The 13,804-nt window shown below is 72.7% G+C and carries 19 protein-coding genes; 7 read left to right on the forward strand and 12 right to left on the reverse strand.

What is annotated here, in order from left to right; translation table 11 throughout:
* Nucleotide 1: 1 nt before the first annotated feature.
* From ACFV9O_RS02115 to ACFV9O_RS02125, 3 genes are read right to left on the reverse strand one after another with little or no spacing between them, the layout of a single operon-like run.
* Nucleotides 2-1,315, reverse strand: a complete 1,314-nt coding sequence (locus ACFV9O_RS02115; RefSeq protein WP_385411177.1) for an amidohydrolase family protein — start codon at nucleotides 1,313-1,315, stop codon at nucleotides 2-4.
* 32 nt (nucleotides 1,316-1,347) lie between these two features.
* The gene (locus tag ACFV9O_RS02120; protein WP_385411179.1) at nucleotides 1,348-2,232 is read right to left on the reverse strand and encodes an SDR family NAD(P)-dependent oxidoreductase; all 885 of its coding nucleotides are present in this window, start codon (nucleotides 2,230-2,232) and stop codon (nucleotides 1,348-1,350) included.
* A complete protein-coding gene (locus tag ACFV9O_RS02125; RefSeq protein WP_385411181.1) occupies nucleotides 2,229-3,035 on the reverse strand; it encodes an acetoacetate decarboxylase family protein in 807 nt (268 codons plus the stop codon). Before ACFV9O_RS02125 ends, ACFV9O_RS02120 begins: the two co-directional genes overlap by 4 nt.
* A gap of 422 nt (nucleotides 3,036-3,457) precedes the next feature.
* Between ACFV9O_RS02125 and ACFV9O_RS02130 the strand changes: the two genes are divergently transcribed.
* On the forward strand, nucleotides 3,458-3,739 hold the full coding sequence (locus tag ACFV9O_RS02130; protein WP_385411182.1) for a hypothetical protein: 282 nt from the start codon (nucleotides 3,458-3,460) through the stop codon (nucleotides 3,737-3,739).
* Nucleotides 3,740-4,410: 671 nt separating this feature from the next.
* On the opposite strand, the gene ACFV9O_RS02135 is transcribed toward ACFV9O_RS02130, so the two are convergent.
* Nucleotides 4,411-4,815: a hypothetical protein gene (locus ACFV9O_RS02135; RefSeq protein WP_385411813.1), complete on the reverse strand. Its 405-nt coding sequence runs from the start codon at nucleotides 4,813-4,815 to the stop codon at nucleotides 4,411-4,413.
* Between the two features lie 101 nt (nucleotides 4,816-4,916).
* Between ACFV9O_RS02135 and ACFV9O_RS02140 the strand changes: the two genes are divergently transcribed.
* The 5 genes from ACFV9O_RS02140 (at nucleotide 4,917) to ACFV9O_RS02160 (ending at nucleotide 8,767) form a co-directional block, all read left to right on the forward strand.
* Entirely contained in the window at nucleotides 4,917-5,555 is a 639-nt protein-coding gene (locus ACFV9O_RS02140; protein ID WP_385411815.1) for a hypothetical protein, read from the forward strand.
* A gap of 68 nt (nucleotides 5,556-5,623) precedes the next feature.
* A complete protein-coding gene (locus tag ACFV9O_RS02145; RefSeq protein WP_385411184.1) occupies nucleotides 5,624-6,607 on the forward strand; it encodes a DEDDh family exonuclease in 984 nt (327 codons plus the stop codon).
* A 193-nt stretch (nucleotides 6,608-6,800) separates the two neighbouring features.
* The gene (locus tag ACFV9O_RS02150) at nucleotides 6,801-7,034 is read left to right on the forward strand and encodes a hypothetical protein (protein WP_385411186.1); all 234 of its coding nucleotides are present in this window, start codon (nucleotides 6,801-6,803) and stop codon (nucleotides 7,032-7,034) included.
* A gap of 120 nt (nucleotides 7,035-7,154) precedes the next feature.
* Nucleotides 7,155-7,946, forward strand: a complete 792-nt coding sequence (locus tag ACFV9O_RS02155; protein ID WP_385411758.1) for an SURF1 family protein — start codon at nucleotides 7,155-7,157, stop codon at nucleotides 7,944-7,946.
* 65 nt (nucleotides 7,947-8,011) lie between these two features.
* Nucleotides 8,012-8,767, forward strand: coding sequence for an SDR family oxidoreductase (locus tag ACFV9O_RS02160; protein ID WP_385411187.1), 756 nt, complete (start codon nucleotides 8,012-8,014; stop codon nucleotides 8,765-8,767).
* Nucleotides 8,768-8,893: 126 nt separating this feature from the next.
* On the opposite strand, the gene ACFV9O_RS02165 is transcribed toward ACFV9O_RS02160, so the two are convergent.
* From ACFV9O_RS02165 to ACFV9O_RS02190, 6 genes are all read right to left on the reverse strand, one after another.
* Nucleotides 8,894-9,085: a DUF6381 family protein gene (locus tag ACFV9O_RS02165; RefSeq protein ID WP_351225188.1), complete on the reverse strand. Its 192-nt coding sequence runs from the start codon at nucleotides 9,083-9,085 to the stop codon at nucleotides 8,894-8,896.
* A 290-nt stretch (nucleotides 9,086-9,375) separates the two neighbouring features.
* Nucleotides 9,376-9,954 (reverse strand): alkaline shock response membrane anchor protein AmaP, encoded by a 579-nt coding sequence (gene amaP, locus ACFV9O_RS02170; RefSeq protein ID WP_385411761.1) that lies wholly within the window; start codon nucleotides 9,952-9,954, stop codon nucleotides 9,376-9,378.
* A gap of 5 nt (nucleotides 9,955-9,959) precedes the next feature.
* Nucleotides 9,960-10,634 (reverse strand): DUF6286 domain-containing protein, encoded by a 675-nt coding sequence (locus ACFV9O_RS02175; RefSeq protein ID WP_385411189.1) that lies wholly within the window; start codon nucleotides 10,632-10,634, stop codon nucleotides 9,960-9,962.
* Nucleotides 10,631-11,002, reverse strand: a complete 372-nt coding sequence (locus ACFV9O_RS02180) for an Asp23/Gls24 family envelope stress response protein (RefSeq protein WP_385411191.1) — start codon at nucleotides 11,000-11,002, stop codon at nucleotides 10,631-10,633. The genes ACFV9O_RS02175 and ACFV9O_RS02180 overlap by 4 nt, the downstream gene beginning before the upstream one ends.
* A 6-nt stretch (nucleotides 11,003-11,008) precedes the next feature.
* Nucleotides 11,009-11,200 (reverse strand): hypothetical protein, encoded by a 192-nt coding sequence (locus tag ACFV9O_RS02185; RefSeq protein WP_385411193.1) that lies wholly within the window; start codon nucleotides 11,198-11,200, stop codon nucleotides 11,009-11,011.
* Nucleotides 11,201-11,228: 28 nt separating this feature from the next.
* A complete protein-coding gene (locus ACFV9O_RS02190) occupies nucleotides 11,229-11,693 on the reverse strand; it encodes an Asp23/Gls24 family envelope stress response protein (protein ID WP_385411195.1) in 465 nt (154 codons plus the stop codon).
* A 128-nt stretch (nucleotides 11,694-11,821) separates the two neighbouring features.
* Between ACFV9O_RS02190 and ACFV9O_RS02195 the strand changes: the two genes are divergently transcribed.
* The gene (locus ACFV9O_RS02195) at nucleotides 11,822-12,505 is read left to right on the forward strand and encodes a hypothetical protein (RefSeq protein WP_385411197.1); all 684 of its coding nucleotides are present in this window, start codon (nucleotides 11,822-11,824) and stop codon (nucleotides 12,503-12,505) included.
* Nucleotides 12,506-12,576: 71 nt separating this feature from the next.
* Here ACFV9O_RS02195 and ACFV9O_RS02200 read toward each other — a convergent pair whose 3' ends face one another.
* On the reverse strand, nucleotides 12,577-13,377 hold the full coding sequence (locus ACFV9O_RS02200) for an enoyl-CoA hydratase/isomerase family protein (RefSeq protein WP_385411199.1): 801 nt from the start codon (nucleotides 13,375-13,377) through the stop codon (nucleotides 12,577-12,579).
* A gap of 157 nt (nucleotides 13,378-13,534) precedes the next feature.
* Entirely contained in the window at nucleotides 13,535-13,756 is a 222-nt protein-coding gene (locus ACFV9O_RS02205) for a helix-turn-helix domain-containing protein (protein WP_006123601.1), read from the reverse strand.
* Between the last annotated feature and the right edge of the window lie 48 nt (nucleotides 13,757-13,804).

The raw sequence follows: 13,804 nt of genomic DNA on the forward strand, positions 1-13,804 counted from the left end.
GTCAGTTCACCCCCAGGACCGGGAAGTCGTGGTCGGTCAGCCAGTGGCGGCCGACCTCGCGCGAGCGCGCCCAGGACGCCTCGACCGCCGCCTGATCGTCGGGCTGGCCCAGGTCGGCCGGGGTCGGGCCGATCCGGCGTGCGATCGGCGCGAGCCCGGCGGTGTCGAAGCCGAACACCTCGGCGGCCGCGAGGCCGAGGATGCGGCGGGTCTCGGCGACCGGGATGTCGTGGAAGGTGTTCTTCAGCCAGGCGCGGGTGTTCGGCCAGGTGCCTTCGGGGTGCGGGAAGTCGGAGCCCCAGAGGATGTTGTCGATGCCGATCTCGTACCGCTGGGCGAGTTCGCGGCGCTTGGTGTTGGTGGCGCAGATGAAGACCTGCCGGTCCAGGTACTGGCTCGGCGGACGCCGCAGCTCGGCGAAGGGCGAGAGTTTCTTGCCGCCGTGCGCGCCGAGATAGAGCCGGTCCATGAACCAGAGCAGATTCGGCAGCCACCAGCAGCCCGACTCCGCGACGCCGAATTTCAGGCCGGGGTGCCGCTCGAAGACCCCGGACCAGAGCAGGAACCACAGGGGCCGGGCGGGCCACCAGGTCACCTCGGACACGTAGATCCCGAGGTGGTCGCCGTACTCGTGGCGCGGGGCGGCGCCCGAGTGGGTGACGAGCGGCATGGCGGTCTCGGCGGCGGCCGCCCAGACCGGGTCGTAACGCCGGTCGTGGTACGGGGCCTTGTCCACCCACATCGACGGGATCATCAGCGCGCCGAGCCCGGACTCCTTGGCCCGGTGGATCTCGGCGACGACCTTGTCGACCCCACCGGTGACGGGGAGCAGCGCGACTCCGCAGTGCCGTTCAGGGTTCTCGGACACGAAGTCCGCCAGCCAGCGATTGTGCGCCTGCGCACCCGCCATGCCGAGGTCCGGGTCCTGGTCTCCGGAGAGCCCGAGGCCGACGCCGAAGGGAGCGGCGGTCCGGCTGTCGACGGCGTCCGCGTCGGGGAAGACGACCTCGGCGGCCACCCCGTCACCGTCGAGTTCCTTCAGCCGCTGCGCGGTGTCCCAGCCGCCGCGCAGGCCTTCCTCGTTGTCGCTGAACCATTTGTTCGCGAAGGCCTCGTTGCGTACGCCGAGCCGGGTCATCTCCTCCCGGCGGCGGTCGCGCCCGGCGAGGAACTCGTCGAAGTCGCGGTGGAAGCGGGCGTCGAGGTAGGGCCGGTACCGCTCGGTGGGCAGCCCGGCGTGGCAGTCGGAGGAGATGATCAGGTAGGGGTCGTTCGGGTGCGGGTCCTTCGTGTGCGGTTCGTTCGGGTCCGTCATCACGGCTCCCTCGGTCAGGAATGCGAGCGCGGTCAGTCGAGAATGAAGCTCTCCAGGTACGACGGGTCGGCGCGGTCGAGCATCGACTGCGACCTCGCCCGGATCTGGCGGTCGCTGTGCTCGCTCGCCGGGAGCATCCAGAAGCGGTCGGCCCTGATCCCGTCCACGACGTGCTCGGCGACCTCCTCCACCGGCGTGAACGTCACCTCGTTCCCGGCTGCCCTCATCGCCGCCTCCCACTGGTCGAGGCTGCGGTACGGGGTCCTGCGCGGCCGCTCCTTGGCGTAGCGCGAGGGCCTGTTGCGGTGCGACTCCCACAGGCCGGTGCGGAGCATGTGCGGGCCGGGGAAGAGCACGGAGGCCCCCACTGCGGCTCCCTCGGCCCGCAGGTGCGCGTAGAGCGACTCGGTCATCGTCACGACGGCCGCCTTGGTGACGGCGTACACGGACGCGGTGGGCAGCGGGGCGATCCCGCCGTCGCCGGACGAGGTGTTCACGACGTGGCCGGGCTCGCCACCGGCGATCATGCGCGGGACGAAGGCCTGGATGCCGTGGAAGACGCCCCACACATTGACCGCGAAGGCCCACTTCCAGTCGTTCGGCTCGTGCTCCCACATCCGGCCCTCGGCTCCGGAGCCGACCCCCGCGTTGTTGCACAGGACATGGACGGCGCCGAAGGTCTCGTACGCGGTGTCGGCGAGCCGCTGCACGGAGTCGCGGTCCGACACGTCGACGACCCGCCCGAGGACGTGCGCGCCGTCCGCGGCGAGATCGTCCTCGGCCTTGCGCAGGGCGGCCTCCTCGACATCCGCGAGGACGACCCGCAGCCCCTCGGCGGCGAACCGCCGCGCCATCGCCAGCCCGATGCCGCTCGCCGCGCCGGTGACGACGGCGACCTGTCCCTCCTCGAGCCTCACCGGACGCTCCCCTCCGGCGGCCCGTCGAGGATCTGCTGCGGGTCGTCGTACCGCTGGTGGATGTACGGCAGAAGGGCCTGGGCGCTGACGCGTTCGACCACGCGCCCCTTCTGGTCGGTGGTCTTCTCGCCGATGGTGAGCTCCACGATTGTGCGTACGGGCAGGTCGGCGACCGGGTCGTACATCGACTCGCGCAGGACGACGTCGCCGGTGAGCCGCTCCAGCCTGCGGAACTTCTCGTTGCGTACGCAGTGGACGAGGACCGGGTCGGTGTCGAAGCCGGTACCGCCGCCGTCCACCGCCGGAAGGAACTTGAAGTAGAAGTCGACCTTCTCGGTGGGCCCGGGCAGCGGCAGCGGCCCGGACACCGCGCCCCGGACCTCGACGAACGCGATGCCGTGCCGGGCGAGGGACGCCCGTACGACCAGGCCGTCGCGCTCGACGCCGACCTCGCCCAGCTTCTTCGGCTCGCCGAAGACCTCACGGCCGCCGATGAGGGCGCGCTCATGGGTCATCGGCATGACGAGCGGATACCAGCCCTGCTGGTCGCCGTGGGCGGCGGCGACGGCGACCGAGCCCGCGCCGAGAGGATAGCCGGGGAGGTCGACCTTGCTGATGTTGGCCCGTACGAGCGGGCGTTCGGTGGGTTTGAGCGGCGGCGGCAGGACGGCCGCGACCGCGTCCGGGTCGGTCTCCCACACCGCCACGACGCCCGTGGACCAGATGTCGGGGAGCTTGGCACCGGCTGCGCGGGCGGCCGCGATCTCGGCCTCGGTGCGCGCGCCGTACCGTACGCGTGCCATGTCGTACCACCCTTCGTCGGGGCGCGTTCCCTGATGCGGGCTGCACAGTTACACGTGCCGGGCGAAGGGTCCAGAGACGTGCGCATCCGAGTCGGAACGCCCATTCGGGTGAACGCACCGGAGAAGCGGTCGACTTGAGGCAAGAGATTCGTACTGTCGTGCATGCACATCGCAGTTCGCCCGCGGCGTCGAGTGGCACCGCCCCCGTACCACCGGAGGATGGTGCGGGGCATCGGACCAGTCAGGCCTGGCCGGACTCGTTGCGCAACAGGGACTCCGCCCGCCGCGAACTGGATCACACGCAGGACGTGTGCCGCCGCCGCGGTGCGTACGCGGGGAACCAGGTCACCCAAGACCGTTCGGGGTGACCCGCTGCACAAGAGCTAGCCCCGCCTCGTAGCGCCAAGGAACGGTAAAGAGCCGTGCACGCCCCGGAGCAGGGGGGCGCCGACCCCGAATCTGGTCGGGCCTGTGAAGGGCCGTGCCGAGCCACACAGCTTCAGATCGTCGGCTTCGTCCTCGTCGAGCGGAACCGGGAGCGCGCGCCCGTGCAGTCCCCGGGCGAGGAGGAGCTGTGGGCCACCGAGACCGCCGAGCACGATCCGGCCCTGGCCCGTGCGCTGGCCCGGCGCGCCGATCCGGAGAAGCTCTTCGCCGTCTCCGTGAAAGCACTGGTGGAGTCGCTGCTCGCGCACGGGAACTGACGGAATCACCTGTCCGTGCCGGGGAACACGTACCAGCTGTACATCGACCAGGTGTTCACGCTGCTCCTGCAGTGGCCCGATCAGCGTGCGTGCTGTGCGGCACGGTCGGCGGCGTGCGCCCGGTCGCGCCGTGCGCGCATCTCGTGTGCCGGACCTGCTGGGACGGCGCGGACTACTCCGGCTGCCCGGTCTGCCACCGCCGCATCGACCGCACGGACCCCTTCTTCCGGCCGTACCGGCCCGCCGCACGCAAGGCCGACGGCTACGCGGGCCCGCTGAAGCCCCTCGCGCTCGGTATCGACGCGGGCGCCGACACGGCCAGGGCCCTGGAGAAGCTGCTCGCCCGCCGCACGCCGCTGCCACCGCGGGACCGGGACGACGTGAAGGTGCTCCTCGCGCACGCCCCGGCCGATCTCGACTGGCTGCCGGACGACATTCCCGTACCCGAGACCAAGGCCCTCGTCCTGGGCACGCTCCTGCTGGACCGGCGCACGCGCGAGACCGCACGGCCGCTGCTGCCCGCGTACCTGACCACCACGACCGATGTGCTGCGGCTGCTGTGCGTCTGGTCGGGCGGTGAGGCCGATCTGCTCGAGGAGCGGCGGTTCCGGTCGCTGCCGCGCGGGCTGCGGCGCGAACTGCTGGGCGTGCTCGACGCGCTGGACCCGACGTCACTCGTCGAGGACCTGCTGCGTCACTCGATGCGGTGGAAGCGGGCGGCGGAGATCCTTCACCCGTACGAGCGGTACGAGCGCCACCCGAGTGCGGCGCTCGCGTTCGCTGTGGTGCGTGCCACCGACCTGTCCGCAGGGCCGATGGGCGAGGCACTGCTGCGCACGGCAGCCGGGCATCCGGGGGCGGTACGGATCGACGACGCCGGCATCGGCGCCGGCGTCCGGGTCAAGCCGAACACCTGGACGGGACGGGTCGGGTCGGCGCTCGCCGAGCGCGAGCTGGACACGGCCGTCCGTCTCCTCGCGCAACGGCCCGGCGAGCTGCTGCGCCGGCTCGACCACGTCCTGCGTCTGCACGAGGACGGCGAGCCGTCGTCCGCGGTGCTGAACGTCCTGGAGCACGGGCTGGCCAAGGCGGGTCCCGGTCCCCTGCCGGCCGCGCTCGGACGGATGAGGATCCGTCAGCTGCCGGGCGAGCGCCGGGGTTCTTCCCGCGCGGCCAGGTGGCGCATTCGTACACGCTGGACGACACGCGCGCCCCGCTGCCCGCGGCCACGGTCGAGCGGGTGTGCGCGCTGCTGGAGCGCGAGGTCGTGCGCCGGCTGTCCGGTGCGTCCCGGTTCGACGTGGCCGTGCTGGACGCGGACCTGGCAGGTCTCACCGTCCCTGCGGCCGAGAGCAGGGCGGCGAGGGCGCTGGTCTCCCTGCCGCGCGGCAGCACCCAGCCGCTGCCGCAGGGCGAGGTCCGCGCCGATCTGGGCCGGATCGGCAAGGACCTGTACCAGTACTTCACGGCGGGCCGTACGACCCTGTGGGACCTGGCGGTCTGGCATGCGGCCGCGCGCACGGACGAGGTGGCGGTGGTGCGGCGCGAGGAGCTGTGGCACTACCGGCGGCGCGAGGGCGAGCAGCGCACGGACTTCGCCGCCCGTGTGCGGGGGCTGACGGAGCCGCAGGGCCGGGGCAGGGCCGTCGACGCGGAGCAGGTCGCGCAGGGGCGCGAGGTGCTGCTCGCGCTGGTGCAGGGCGACCTGGCACCGTCGGGTGCCGCCCGGTCCGTATACCGGCTGCTGCCGGGGCCTGTTGACAGCTGCGGGCTGGAACAACTGGCGGCGGGGGACCTTGTGGCGGCGCTCGGCTGACCGGTCGCTCCGGCCGACCGGTCACCACCGGCCCGGGACAGGCGTGTCAGTGGTGGCCCGTAAGCTCTGTGACCATGCTCGACGACCGTACGACAGCTGCAGCGTGGCCGGCCGCGTATCCCCAGGGGTACGCGGTCGTCGACGTGGAGACCACCGGACTCGCCCGCGACGACCGGATAGTGTCGGCTGCCGTCTACCGGCTGGACGCCCAGGGAAACGTCGAGGACCACTGGTACACGCTGGTGAATCCGGAGCGGGATCCGGGCCCGGTGTGGATCCACGGCCTGACGAGCGACCTGCTGGAGAGCGCGCCCCTTTTTACCGATATCGCCCATGAGTTCGCCCACCGGCTGGACGGCCGGGTCCTCGTCGCGCACAACGCGATCTTCGACTGGTCGATGATCGCGAGGGAGTACGCACGGGCGGAGCGCGTCGCACCGGTGCGCCAGCGGCTCTGCACGATCGCGCTGTCCAAGGAGCTCGCGCTCCCGCTGCCCAACCACAAGCTGGAGTCGCTCGCCGCCCACTTCGGCGTCGTGCAGCAGCGCGCGCACAACGCGCTGGACGACGCGCGGGTACTGGCCGAGGCGTTCCGGCCGAGTCTGCACGCGGCCGCAGAGCGCGGGGTGCGACTGCCCCTGCTGGAGTGCCGGCCGCTGACCGAGTGGTCGTCCGCGCCCACCGCTCCGCGCATCGGCCACCAGGCGTCGGGGTCCTCGTACCGGCTGAACAGCTGGCGCCCGTCCCGCCGACGGCCTGCGTGTCCGTACCCCAACCCGGGCCGCTATGAAGCGGACAAACCACTCAAGCAGGGCATGAGGGTGGCGTTTTCGGGCGACACCTCCATCGAGCGCGAGCTACTGGAGGACCGTGCGATCGAGGCAGGGCTTCATGTCGCGACGAGCGTCTCCCGGCTGACGAGCCTGCTCGTCACCAACGACCCCGACGCGGCGACCTCGAAGACGGTCAGGGCGAAGTCGTACGGGACGCCGATCGTCGACGAGGCGGCGTTCACACAGCTCCTGAGGGACGTGGCCCCGGCGGAGGAATGACGTCCGCGCCGAGGCCGTCCCGGCGCTCGGTGACGGCCCGCATGGTCCGGACGCCGGCTCCCGCGTCCGCGTGGTCGGCCGGTCTGCGCCCGTGACGTCCCGGGCAGGGCTCGCTGCGCCGGTCGGGTGCAGCCGCGCCGACCCGCCAGCAGGGATCTTGCTCCGGCGCCCCGCGCTCCGCAGCATGCGGCGCATGGCACGTTGCGAGGTCTGCGGAAACGACTACGGCATGTCCTTCGAGGTGCACGCGCAGGGCGCGGTGCACGTCTTCGACTGCTTCTCCTGCGCCATCCACCGGATGGCGCCCGTCTGTGAACACTGCCGGGTCCAGATCATCGGCCAGGGCGTCGAGGCCGACGGCCACTGGTACTGCGGCGCCCACTGCGCCCGCGCGGAGGGAAGGACGGGCATCGTCGACAAGGTCTGAGCCACCGACCGCGGGTCCGCACCCTCGGACTCCCCCGGCCTCATCCGGACCCCTCCGGATTCCCCGGGCTCCCCGACCCCTCCCTCCGAGCACCCCATGGCCGAGTTGTACGGTCATGGGGTGTACCGCTTCCTGTTGTCCCGGCAGTGGGTGATCCTCACCCTCGTCAGCCTCGTCCTCATCCCCGTGATCGTCGAGCTGGGCTTCTGGCAGCTGCACCGGCACCAGCACCGGGTCGCGCAGAACAAGCTGATCGCGGACAACCTCTCCGCCCGGCCCGTCCCGGTCACCGAGCTGACGTCCCCCGGAAACACCGTGCCGCGCGCCGACTACTGGCGGCGGGTCACCGCGACCGGCACCTACGACACCGCCCACGAGGTCGTCGTACGCCGCCGCACGAACGCCGACGACCGGGTCGGCTTCCACGTACTGACCCCCCTGGTCCTCGCCGACGGCCGCGCGGTCCTCGTGAACCGGGGCTGGGTGCCCGCCGCGGCCGACCAGGCGGCCTTCCCCGAGGTGCCGCCGGCGCCCAAGGGCGAGGTGAACGTCACCGGGCGGCTCATGGCCGACCAGACGACGGGCTCCAGCGGGATCAAGGATCTCTCCGGGCTGCCGCCCCGCCAGATCATGCTGATCAACAGCGGGCAGCAGGCGAAGAGCCTCGGCCGGCCCGTGCTCGGCGGCTATCTGGAGCAGACCGCGCCGGAACCCGCCGGGGGCTCGCCCGAGCTGATCCCCGACCCCGACCACGACTCCATCGGCCCGCACATGGCGTACGCCGTCCAGTGGTGGCTGTTCGGGGCCGGTGTGCCCGTCGGCTGGGGGATCCTCGTGCGCCGCGAGAAGCGTGACCGGGCGGCGGCCGCGGGCGAGCCGGAGGCGGCGGAGCCCGTGACGACGGCCGCGTAACGGACGACGGCCGCTAAAGCCCCCGGACTGTCGCCGGCCACACACGAGACGGCAGGATAGGGCCCATGGATCTTGGACTGAAGGACCGTGTGTACGTCGTCACCGGAGCGACGCGGGGGCTGGGGAACGCGGCGGCGCGGGCCCTGGCCGCGGACGGCGCGAAGCTGGTCATCACGGGGCGGGAACAGAAGTCGGTCACGGAAGCCGCCGCCGAACTGGGCCCGCACGCGGTCGGCGTCGCCGTGGACAACGCCGACCCGGCCGTCGCCGAGCGTCTGATCACGGCGGCGCGGGAGCACTTCGGCCGCTTCGACGGCATCCTCATCAGCGTCGGCGGCCCGGCGCCCGGCTTCGTCGCAGACAACACGGACGAGCAGTGGCGGTCGGCGTTCGACACGGTCTTCCTGGGTGCGGTGCGGCTGGCGCGGGGCGCGGCGGAGGCGCTCGGCGAGGGCGGGGTCATCGGGTTCGTGCTGTCGGGCTCGGTCCATGAGCCGATCCCGGGCCTGACCATCTCCAACGGTCTCCGCCCCGGCCTGGCCGGCTTCGCCAAGTCCATCGCCGACGAACTGGGCCCGCGCGGCATTCGGGTCGTCGGGCTGCTCCCGTCCCGCATCGACACGGATCGCGTCCGCGAACTCGACGCCCTCTCGGGCGATGCGGACGCGGCCCGAGCGGCCAACGAGTCCCGCATTCCGCTGCGGCGCTACGGCACTCCGGAGGAGTTCGGCCGTACGGCGGCGTTCCTGCTGTCCCCGGCCGCGTCGTACCTGACGGGCATCATGGTCCCGGTGGACGGCGGGGCCCGGCACGGCTTCTGAGCACGGCGCCGGGGCGGCGTCCGGGCCGGAGCCGCTTTCGTGGGGGGTGTGCACGCACACATAACCGGTGGCTGCTCGCGCCCGATGTGTCGCGAGCGGCCACCGGCCGGTGAGCGCCGGAGTGCATCACTCCTGGGGGTATATGTCCCCCGCACCCATGGCGCTCTCCTGCTCGCTCTGCTCCTGCAGCCTGCGGGCCTTGTCCTGGAGCCGCTGCCGCTCCTCCGGGTCGGTCGCCCTTTCCGCAGCCTGCTTCAATTCCTCTGCCTTCTGACGCATCTGCCGGACGCGCCCACCGGATTCACCTGCAACGCTCATGGTCACTCCTCGGACGTCGGGATGAGCGGGCACCACCAGCCAACCAGCGCCCCCGCACGCCCGCATCCCGAACGATTGCCCAGCGCGATCCCCCCAGGTCGTCCCCTGCACCCCGCTACGCCACGCGATGCGGGCAGGGGCAACGCCGACCGAGCCGATGTTCAGCCCGTGCGGCGTTCGAGGACGGACGATCGGAGCCGCCCGCGCGGTACCGGGCACGCCTCCCCGGGCGTTCGGGGCGGAGCCCCGGTGGGGTTCGGGCGAGAGCCCTGGGACCTGGAGCAGGGTCGTCACGTCACCCGGCGCGCCCGGTGCTTCTCCGCGCGCAGGCGAACCTCCGACGGCAGCGACGCGAGCCCCGCCGAGTCGCGCGCATGGGTCAGCGCCTCCATCGAGAGGCGGCGGAGCGTCTCGCCCGGGGACGCGTAGGGCTCAAGGAGGAGTCGGACACGGGCCGTCGGGGCCGTGCGGCGTCCGTGGAGGGCGATCTGCGCGCGGGCCACCCCCTCCAGGTCCTCCGCCTCGCCCCCGAGGACGGCCTCCAGCGCGCGCCCCCTGAGCAGCGCGCCCTCACCGTCGCCGCTCTCGACCAGCACCTCCGCGAGGCGGGAGCGGCGCAGCTGCGCCAGGAGCCACCACAGGGCGAGCAGCACGAGGACCGCGAGCGCCGCGATGGCGACCGGCCACCACCAGCCCTCGGCCCGCCACCGCTGCCGCGCGCCGGCGCTCAGCAGGACGTCGTCCGGACCCGACCAGGGCCACCACGACGGCACCCCGAGGCCGAGCCCGGCGGCGAGCACTGCTCCCCCGGCCGCCAGCAGCACCAGCCCGGCGAGGCCCAGCAGCACACGATTGACGACGCCCAGCATCCCGGTCACCCCTTCTTCGCGGGCCGTCGGACGACCACGGACAGCGCCGGCGGATGCGCCAGCCCCAGTTCCCGGATGGCCGCACCGAGCACCGCGTCCATATCGGCGCGTACGTCGTCGAGTTCACGGAAGTGGGACACCGCCCGCACACCGACCCGCCGCCGCCCCATCCGGACCCGTACGGACTGCACCCCGGACACCTCCGTCGCCCGGTCGCGCAGCACCAGCGCGGCGGCCTCCCGGTCCAACCCGGCCCGTACGTCCTTGTCGGCCGCGTCCCGCCGCATCGGCAGCAGTCCCCGCAGCCCGGGCGTCACGGCGAGCACCATCAGCCACACGCCGAGGGCCATCGCGACGCCCGCGCCCACCAGCACCCAGGTGTTGTCGAGGGGCCACCGCTCCAGCTGGTCGGCGAGCGACCGGCGCCAGGCCATGGCCGGCCGCTCCGCCCGTACCGCCACGACGTCGTACAGGAGCAGCCCCGTGCCGGCGGCCACCACCACCGCGAGCAGCCCGGCCGGGATCCGCCGCTTGGACCAGAAGCGTCCGCGGCGGTCGTGCCCGTCCGCCGCGGCGGGCCGGTACGCGGCGGCGGAGGCCGACTGGTCCAGCTCCTTCTCCTTCACGGACTCCTTCACGGACCCCGGCACCGGTCCGGTTCCCTCGACGGGTTCGGTCATCGGAGCCTCCCCTGGGCCGCCCGGCGCGTGTGGACGGAGTGCAGCCGCTCGACCTGTACGTCGACCTCGGGCACCTTCATCCCCGCCAACGCCTCTACCCGCTGCGTGACACGGCCACGCACGGCACCGCACTGCGCGCCGATGTCGGAGGGGTATTCGAGTTCGAGACTGATCCGCACGCGGGCGTGGTCATGGTGCACCGTGACCGTGGCATGGGGGGCCTCCGCCCCCTCCGGTACGTGTACGAGGGCTTCCCGCGCCGCCTGCGCGGCGATCTTCGCGACGACCCGGTCGGCGATCGTCGTCGCTCCCCGCTCGGCCGCCTCGATGTCCTTCGTCGCCACGGGCGGAGTCGACTCCGCGGCCACGCCGTGTCACCTCCGCCGGTCGCCGTGCTCGCGTCCCCGGAAGAAGTCGCCCGGTTCGAGGTCGCCGTCCAGGACGCGGCCGACCACGAACCCGACCGCGCCGAGCGCGGCCACGAGGAGAAAGGCCCCGAAACCGCCGAAGTAACCGGCGAAGCCGAGCGCCATGCCGGCCAGCAGGCCGGCCACCGCCATGCTCATCGTGAGCTCCTCTCGTGAGCTCGCTCCGCTACTGGATCCGCGGCTCCGGCTCTTCTTCTTCCTCTTCCGGCAGTTTCACGTCGCTGACCGCGATGTTGACCTCGACGACCTCGAGTCCGGTCATGCGTTCCACCGCGGCTACGACGTTCTCGCGGACGGCACGGGCCACGTCCGAGATCGACACCCCGTAGTCGACGACGATCTCCAGGTCGATCGCCGACTGGACCTCCCCCACCTCGGCCTTCACCCCACGGGTGGCGCTGGAACGCCCGCCGCCACCGGGCACGCGGTCGCGCATGGCCCCGAACGTACGGGAGATTCCGCTGCCCATGGCGTGGACGCCGAGCACTTCCCGGGCCGCGAGTCCGGCGATCTTCTCGACCACGCCGTCGGCGATGGTGGTACGCCCTCGGGTGCCCGGGTCTCCGCCGCCCCGCCTGACCGGGCCGGACGGCTCCTTCTTGACATTGACATCGGTCTCGGTCATGGCCATACGTCCCTTCGGGGCGGTGGTGGACTTCTGACTCCGCTGACCACACTAAGTGCGCTTGCCCCGTCTCGCGCCGGGGATGCGGCAGGCTGGAGCAATGACGAGGCGGAAGCCGTGAGGGGGCGCGGGCGATGACGACGGCGGGATGGGCCGGGGCGGTACGTGCCCGGCTGGCCCTGGGCAGGCTCCTCCCCCTCGGCGGCGCGGCGGACGGCGCCTGGCTGACGGAGCGCGCGGCGGAGGCGGTGCTGCGCGCGGTGGCGGCGCGGGAGGTGCGCGGCGCCGTGCTGGGCCGGCTGCGGATCGCGCTCGCCGATCCGGAGCTGGCTGCGGAACCCGTGGTCCCGCCCCCGCCCGGGGCCCTGCCGCCGGGCCTGTTGCGTATCGAGGCGGATTTCGCGGCGGCCCCTGACGAGCCGATCCCGGCCGTGGCGGACCGTCTTCGCGCGGCCCTCCACACCGCGGCCGTGGAGCGGCTGGACCTCGCCGTGACGGAGATCGATCTGCGGGTGACGGCGCTGCTGGACGCCGTACCGAAGCCGGAGCCGGCGAGTCCGCCGGCCGGCGTGCCCGCGGTGGGGCCGCAGGGCGAGGTGGGCACCACGGCAGCCGCCGTGCCGGGAGTCGCCCGCCTCACGGGCACGCTGGGTGTGCCGGTCCGTATCGAGGAGTCGTCCGTGCGCGTCGAATGCGCGACGGCACGCGGCCACCACCCCTTGGCGGTGGCGCTGGCCGTCCGGGAGGCGGTCACTCCGGTGCTCCCGTCGCCCGTGCCGGTGGCGGTCCTGATCACGGACGTGCCCACCGGGGCCTGAGGACACTGCGGCGTGCGCCCCGCCGCGCGGCGAGGCACGGCGGGGGCACAGGTGCGGTGCGCGCCGTCGGATCAGTCCGCGAGGCCCGCGAGGTCCCGCAGGCGCCGGGCCTGGGCGGCCCGCTCGGCCGTCCGCTGCTCCTCGTACGTACGCTCCTGGGCTCCCCGCAGCAGCGCCTTGGTCTCGATCACCGCGTCACGCGGCGCGGCGAGCAGCGCGGCCGCCAAGTCGCGTACGGACGCGTCGAGTTCGGCGGCGGGCACGACGAGGTTGGCGAGACCGATCCGCTCCGCCTCATCGGCCTGGACGAAGCGTCCGGTGGCGCAGATCTCGAGCGCGCGGGCGTAGCCGACGAGCGAGACGAGCGGGTGGGTCCCGGTGAGGTCGGGGACCAGTCCGAGACTGGTCTCGCGCATGGCGAACTGCACGTCCTGTGCGGCGATCCGCAGATCGCAGGCGAGGGCGAGCTGGAACCCGGCACCGATCGCATGGCCCTGGACCGCCGCGATCGACACGATGTCGTTGCGGCGCCACCAGGTGAAAGCCTCCTGGTACTCGGCGATGACCGCGTCCAGCTCCTCGTCCGAGCCGCGCGCGAGGTCGAGGAACGACGGCTCTCCGTCGAAGCCCTCGGGCGTGAATGCCTGCCGGTCGAGCCCCGCGGAGAAGGACTTGCCCTCACCGCGCAGCACGACGACCCGCACGTTGCCCGGCAGTGACCGCCCGGCCTCCGCCAACGCCCGCCAGAGAGCGGGGGATTGGGCATTGCGCTTGTCCGGGTTGGTGAGGGTCACCGTGGCCACCGCGTCTTCGACGGTGAGCCGTACGCCGTCCTTGTCGAGCACAGAGTCCAACGAGTCGAGCGAAGTCATGAGGTGCCTCCGGTTCCGGTGCGGTGCAGTCCGTACAGCGACGGTTAAGTGACTGCACAGTAACCACCCGGCCGACCCCGCGGTCGACCGGGTGGCCGGCACCGGAAACGGCCGGCCGGCCTCACACGCCGCTCTCGGCAGCTGCCCGCTCCGGCCGTCAGGCCGAGGCGGCCTTCTTGCCGCGCGTCGCTCCGCCGCGTCCCCGCAGCGTGACTCCGGATTCGCTGAGCATCCGGTGGACGAATCCGTAGGAGCGGCCGGTCTCTTCGGCCAGCGCCCGGATGCTCGCACCGGAGTCGTACTTCTTCTTCAGGTCTGCCGCGAGCTTGTCGCGCGCGGCGCCGGTCACCCGGCTGCCCTTCTTCAGAGTCTCGGCCACCCGTGCCTCCTCATGGGAAGTGCGCTCTGGACTCTCATGATCACCCCT

The organism is Streptomyces sp. NPDC059909 (assembly GCF_042730885.1).
Taxonomy (GTDB): Bacteria; Actinomycetota; Actinomycetes; order Streptomycetales; family Streptomycetaceae; genus Streptomyces.

Bases quoted from the DNA above. Each gene is read 5' to 3' on its own strand.
- ACFV9O_RS02115 (WP_385411177.1), bottom strand. From the start codon at position 1,315: ATGACGGACCCGAACGAACCGCACACGAAGGACCCGCACCCGAACGAC.
- ACFV9O_RS02125 (WP_385411181.1), bottom strand. From the start codon at position 3,035: ATGGCACGCGTACGGTACGGCGCGCGCACCGAGGCCGAGATCGCGGCC.
- ACFV9O_RS02150 (WP_385411186.1), top strand. From the start codon at position 6,801: ATGGCACGTTGCGAGGTCTGCGGAAACGACTACGGCATGTCCTTCGAG.
- ACFV9O_RS02160 (WP_385411187.1), top strand. From the start codon at position 8,012: ATGGATCTTGGACTGAAGGACCGTGTGTACGTCGTCACCGGAGCGACG.
- ACFV9O_RS02165 (WP_351225188.1), bottom strand. From the start codon at position 9,085: ATGAGCGTTGCAGGTGAATCCGGTGGGCGCGTCCGGCAGATGCGTCAG.
- amaP (WP_385411761.1), bottom strand. From the start codon at position 9,954: ATGCTGGGCGTCGTCAATCGTGTGCTGCTGGGCCTCGCCGGGCTGGTG.
- ACFV9O_RS02175 (WP_385411189.1), bottom strand. From the start codon at position 10,634: ATGACCGAACCCGTCGAGGGAACCGGACCGGTGCCGGGGTCCGTGAAG.
- ACFV9O_RS02185 (WP_385411193.1), bottom strand. From the start codon at position 11,200: ATGAGCATGGCGGTGGCCGGCCTGCTGGCCGGCATGGCGCTCGGCTTC.
- ACFV9O_RS02190 (WP_385411195.1), bottom strand. From the start codon at position 11,693: ATGGCCATGACCGAGACCGATGTCAATGTCAAGAAGGAGCCGTCCGGC.
- ACFV9O_RS02195 (WP_385411197.1), top strand. From the start codon at position 11,822: ATGACGACGGCGGGATGGGCCGGGGCGGTACGTGCCCGGCTGGCCCTG.
- ACFV9O_RS02200 (WP_385411199.1), bottom strand. From the start codon at position 13,377: ATGACTTCGCTCGACTCGTTGGACTCTGTGCTCGACAAGGACGGCGTA.